Source organism: Dialister succinatiphilus YIT 11850 (assembly GCF_000242435.1).
Taxonomy (GTDB): domain Bacteria; phylum Bacillota; class Negativicutes; order Veillonellales; family Dialisteraceae; genus Dialister; species Dialister succinatiphilus.
On the sequence record NZ_JH591187.1, the window covers coordinates 164,091 to 169,830 of the forward strand.

1 protein-coding gene and 2 rRNA genes (1 of these 3 running past the window's edge) are annotated in these 5,740 nt (G+C 54.8%); 2 read left to right on the plus strand and 1 reads right to left on the minus strand.

Annotation, left to right across the window (positions count from 1 at the left end; all coding sequences use genetic code 11):
• Nucleotides 1-1,569, plus strand: a 23S ribosomal RNA gene (locus HMPREF9453_RS00770); it begins 1,358 nt to the left of the window's first position.
• Nucleotides 1,570-1,649: 80 nt separating this feature from the next.
• Nucleotides 1,650-1,766: ribosomal RNA gene (rrf, locus tag HMPREF9453_RS00775) — 5S ribosomal RNA — on the plus strand.
• Nucleotides 1,767-3,157: 1,391 nt separating this feature from the next.
• Here the strand turns inward: rrf and speC are convergent.
• Complete coding sequence (speC, locus tag HMPREF9453_RS00780) at nt 3,158-5,308, minus strand: ornithine decarboxylase (protein ID WP_008858643.1); 2,151 nt, start codon at nt 5,306-5,308, stop codon at nt 3,158-3,160.
• Between the last annotated feature and the right edge of the window lie 432 nt (nt 5,309-5,740).

A 5,740-nucleotide genomic window follows, 5' to 3' on the forward strand; every position in this document is an offset into this window, starting at 1 on the left:
TCAGGGTAAGTCGGGACCTAAGCCGAGGCGGAGACGCATAGGCGATGGACAACAGGTTGAAATTCCTGTACCGGATGGAGTCAATTGAGCAAAGGAGCGACGCAGGAGGGCACATGATCGCGCGGCTGGAAGAGCGCGTCCAAGTGCGTATGCGTAGAGGGAGGCAAATCCCCCTTTACAGAAGCAGAGACATGATGGGGAGTTAAAGGAGACTTTGACGAACTCATGGATCCCACACTGCCAAGAAAAACTTCTAGCGAGACGAAATCCGCCCGTACCGTAAACCGACACAGGTAGGCGGGGAGAGAATCCTAAGGTGCGCGGGAAAACCCTCGTTAAGGAACTCGGCAAATTGCATCCGTAACTTCGGGAGAAGGATGACCCTGAGTAGGCGAAAGGGAGAAACCCCCGGAACAGAAAAGGGTGGCAGAAAAGAGGCCCAAGCAACTGTTTACCAAAAACACAGGTGCCTGCGAAAGCGAAAGCTGAAGTATAGGTGCTGACGCCTGCCCGGTGCTGGAAGGTTAAGGAGAGAGGTCAGCGAAAGCGAAGCTTTGAACTGAAGCCCCAGTGAACGGCGGCCGTAACTATAACGGTCCTAAGGTAGCGAAATTCCTTGTCGGGTAAGTTCCGACCCGCATGAAAGGCGTAATGATTTGGGCACTGTCTCAACGAGGGGCCCGGTGAAATTGAAATACCTGTGAAGATGCAGGTTACCCGCGACTGGACAGAAAGACCCCATGGAGCTTCACTGCAGCTTGAGATTGAATCCCGGTGACATATGCACAGGATAGGTGGGAGGCTAAGAAGTAATGCCTTTGGGTGTTACAGAGCCGATGTTGGGATACCACCCTTATGTTGCTGAGATTCTAACACGGAGACTAACAACCTCGTGGACCATCTCAGGCAGGCGGTTTGACTGGGGCGGTCGCCTCCTAAAATGTAACGGAGGCGCCCAAAGGTTCCCTCAGGCCGGACAGAAACCGGCCGAAGAGTGCAAAGGCAGAAGGGAGCTTGACTGCGAGACAGACAAGTCGAGCAGAGACGAAAGTCGGGCTTAGTGATCCGGTGGTACTGAGTGGAAAGGCCATCGCTCAACGGATAAAAGCTACCCTGGGGATAACAGGCTAATCTCTCCCAAGAGTTCATATCGACGGGGAGGTTTGGCACCTCGATGTCGGCTCATCACATCCTGGAGCTGGAGTAGGTTCCAAGGGTTGGGCTGTTCGCCCATTAAAGTGGTACGCGAGCTGGGTTCAAAACGTCGTGAGACAGTTTGGTTCATATCCATCGCGGGCGCAAGAAGTTTGAGGGAGGCTGCTCCTAGTACGAGAGGACCGGAGTGGACGGATCAACGGTGTACCAGTTGTCACGCCAGTGGCACGGCTGGAAAGCCGCATCCGGAAAGGATAAACGCTGAAAGCATCTAAGCGTGAAGCCCGTCCCGAGATGAGACTTCTCATCAGCAATGAGTAAGACCCCTTAAAGACGATGAGGTTGATAGGCTGTGAGTGGAAGTGGCGCAAGTCATGGAGCGACGCAGTACTAATAGGTCGAGGTCTTAGCTTAGATTTCACGAAAAGCACGACCAGAGGCGAGAGCCTTCGGAACTTCTTCTATGCAGTTTTGAGAGAACAGACTCTCAAAGATTCAGTGGCGATAGCTGTGAGGATACACCCGTACCCATGCCGAACACGGTAGTTAAGCTCACAAACGCCGAAAGTACTTGGCTGGAGGCGGCCCGGGAGGATAGGAAGCTGCTGATTAAGAAAGAAGCACTAGTCTGATGACTGGTGCTTTTTTGCTGTGTGAGACATTTGAGGTTATGGGCCTTTGTGAGGGAGTCGGCGCTTACCTGTATTCCCGAAGGTTGACGCCCTGCGGGCGAGGGTTGATGGCGCCGCCGGGCCTGATGGCCCTAGGCGCCAAGGGTTCTGCCTGTGATCGGCTGACGCCTTACAGGCGGGTTGAGGGCTCCGCCCTCGGGAGGTATGAAGTACTGTGGAGGTCCTGCATAGGACCTCCAAGTCAGCCAAAGTAGGCCCTTAGCCTGCCCATTAAAGGGCTTACCTATTGGTTGGCTGACCGTGCCCGCTGGCGAGGTACGGCGCCCTTGGGGGCGCCAGTATAAATGCCGCCTTTAGCGGAGAAACCGGACAACCGGGCTTTCGCCCGTCGGAAAACCATACAACCGCCCTGCGGGCGAGGAAATGCATCCCCCTTTGGTGGCTGGCGCCACCACCTTTCCCCCGCAAGCGGGGGCACTATGGATGTTTAGCAATGTGGCCATGTCTCTGCAGGAAAGCATGGAAACCTATTCTGCCCCCTGAACAGGGGGAAGTCCGGCGCAGCCGGATAGGGGGGAGCCGCGCAGCGGCTAATCACCAGAATGCCAATCAAGCCATATGACACCGAAAGTAAATCCCGTAACGCCTCTTGCGTCCCCTTTAGGGGAAGAGGGCCACGAAGTGGCGAAGGGGTGGACGGTGGTAAGAATGATTATGATACTCTTATTCTATGTCTTATCGCCCTTCGCTCAGGGGGCCGCCGATTGGCGGTCAGGACCGCGATGGACCATCTTATCGGTGCTCTGCCCCGTGCACACTTTCCCGCTTCGCGGGACTTCCCCTCAAGAGGAAACGAGAGATATGAGGGAAAAACAGCGAGTCATATACTTCATGTACCATTTCGGCGTTTTCCCCCTTTGGTGGCTGGCGCCACCACCTTGCCCGGTGGGAAGCATGTCACTGGATTCGCGGGTCGCCTACAGCTCCCCTATGAATCCAGTTCCTTTGCCACCCCCGCAAGCGGGGGCACTATGGATGTTTAGTAATGTGGCCATGTCTCTGCAGGAAAGCATGGAAACCTATTCTGCCCCCTGAACAGGGGGAAGTCCGGCGCAGCCGGATAGGGGGAGGCGAGCGCAGCGAGCCAGTCACCAGAATGCTTATTAAGCCCTATGACACAGAAAAGCAAATCCCGTAACGCTGACTTTAAAAATTGCGGCGAAGCCGCTACCACAACCCTCGGCCTGAAAGGCCGTCAAACTTACGAACCCTCCGGCCGTCAGGCCGGTCAATCTTAAGAACCTTTCCCTTCACAACCCTCGGGGCGAAGCCCCGTCAACCCTCACGCCCGCAGGGCGTGTCCAATGTCATTATTCTTTCAGTACGCAGCCGAAGGCGTGTTTTTTTCCGTCTTTTCCGTCTTCCACGTAGACGCCCTGGACTTCCGGGGGGAAGCCGGGGAGGGCGTTGATGCTGTCTACCAGGTCCATGAAGTAATGAATGGCGGTCTTTGTCCACCGTTCTCCGGGATGAATGCAGAGGATGCCGGGGGGATAGGGGAGGGCGCCTTCGAGGGCGATGCGGCCTTCTGCGTCTTTCAGGTCTATGAGTTCTCCGTTTCCACGGAAGTATTCTCCTTCTGCTTCTCTGGGGCTCATGGCGTAGGGAGGCAGGTGGTTTTGGTCGAAGAGTTGCTGCTGCAGGGCGGCCACGTTTCTTTCTTTGTAGAAATCGTGCATTTCCTGGCAGAGTTTCCTGATGGTGTAGCCTTTGTAGTATGTTTCATAGGCGTCGTATACCTGGGGCAGTACTTTTTCCATGAGGGCGTCCTGATCTATATAGGTTTCGAACTGCACCAGTTTCTCTAGGAGGCGGCGGAGTTTTTCTTCTGTTTCTGCCGGGGTCAGGAGGAAGAGGATGTCGTTGAGGTCGCATTTTTCCGGAATGATTTTGTTTTCCCGGAGGTATTCGGCCACAATGGTGCCGGGGATGCCGAAGTCTTCGTAGGTGCCTGTGGGGATATCAATGCCCGGGGTGATGAGCATGAGTTTCATGGGATCCAGGAAGTACTGGTTTTCTCCGTATCCTTTGAATCCGTGCCAGCCGGCTTTGGGGCTGAAGGCCCAGAAGCGGCGGTCTGCAGCAATCTGGGCGGTGTCTGCATTTTCCCATTTCCTGTTTCCCACGGTATCCGGGAGGAAGGGTTTCAGGTAGTGGCACTTTTTTATGATTTTCTTTCGAAGCTCGATGCCCAGGATGAGGGCGTCTTTCCACAGTTTCTTTCCTCCTTCTCCCTCGTGAATCCGGGCGTTCATGTCCAGGGCAGCGAAGAGCTGGTAGAAGGGGGAGGTGGAGGCGTGCATCATGTAGGCGTTGTTCATTCTTTTGTGGGGCACGTAGCGCTGCTGGCCACGGATGTGGGCGTCTTTTTTATGAATCTGGGAGGTCATGGAGAAACCGGCCTGCTGTTTGTGGACGGACTGGGTGACGAAGATGCCGGGGTCGTCGGGGCCCAGTTCCAGCAGCAGGGGGGAGGCGTCTTTCATCATGGGGATGAACTGTTCGTATCCTACCCAGGCGGAGTCGAAGAAAATGTAGTCGCAGAGGTAACCGATGCGGTCGATGACCTGGCGGGCATTGTAAAGGCAGCCGTCGTAGGTGCCCAATTCGATGACGGCCAGGCGGATGGGCCGTTCTTCTTTGGCTTTTTTCGGATCTTTTTCTGCCACCAGTTTTCGGATATAGTCTTCCTCAAAGCAGGCTTCGGGAATGCCGCCGATGGAGCCGGCAGCGTTGCGGGCGGTTTCCATGTATATTGGAATGGCGCCGGAGAGGATGAGGCCCAAATCGATGGATTTATGGTTGTTCCGATCGTAGAGCACTATATCACCGGGCGCCAGTACGGCGTTCATCACGATTTTGTTGGACGTGGAGGTGCCGTTCAGCACGAAATAGGTTTTGTCTGCATGAAATACCCGGGCTGCATGTTTCTGGGCGGAAAGGGCGGGCCCTTCATGGATGAGGAAATCGCCCAGGTCCACGTCGGAACTGGAAAGGTCTCCGCGAAATACATTGGGGCCGTAGTAGTCGTAGAAAATGCGTCCTGATGGATGTTTCCGGTAAAAGGCACCGCTCTGGTGGCCGGGAGAGTCGTACTGGTCGTTTTTCCGGGATGTATATTTCATGAGGGCCCCGAAAAAAGGAGGCAGCAGTTCTTTTTCATACTGCAGGGCTGCCCGGGTAATTCGTTTCTTCCAGGATGCTTTCTCCTTCACCGGAAGGAGGGTGCCCGATATGGCGGACATATTCCTTCCTGCCGCGGCGCCGGTGTCAAGAATGAAAAGGGGAATGGCAAAAGCATGAATGGTGTCATAGGATGGGGGAACTTCGTCCCGGCTGGTCATGACTACGGCAGATACGTCGGTAAGATCTGCGCCTTCCAGGGGCACTGTCTTCCAGTTCTCCTGAGAAATGCCGCTTTCTGCAGCTAAGGCAGTTAAAGCGATTTTTAACTGTTTCATGAAAAACCTCCCTGTTTTTTTGCTTGTATTATAGGGACGGAAGGCAGGATATGTCAATAAGGAAATTTGAGGAAATCGAAGAAAACTTGAGGAGAATCAGCGGTATCACAATTTTCTGCATATGGCTGTGATTTATTGAGTATAGGTGTGAAATATTGAATAAAAAAGGGGTACTACTGGGATATGGGCTGGGGACAAGCCCCTTTGGGGCTTGAGGGTTGACGGCCCGCTGGGCCGAAGGTTCTTAAGGGGCTTAAGTTTGACGGCCTTTCAGGCCGAGGGTTGTGGTGGGCGCCTTTAAATTATAGAAGGCGCCCTCTTATGGCGCGGTCGGGACCGGGACCGGGGTGGTGTTTTTCAGTATTCCCGAAGGTTGACGCGGCTTCGCCGCGAGGGTTGATGGCGCCGCCGGGCCTGACGGCCCTGGGCGCC

What these genes read in the sequence shown, in the direction of transcription:
- speC (WP_008858643.1), bottom strand. Translation starts at nt 5,308, where the DNA reads ATGAAACAGTTAAAAATCGCTTTAACTGCCTTAGCTGCAGAAAGCGGC.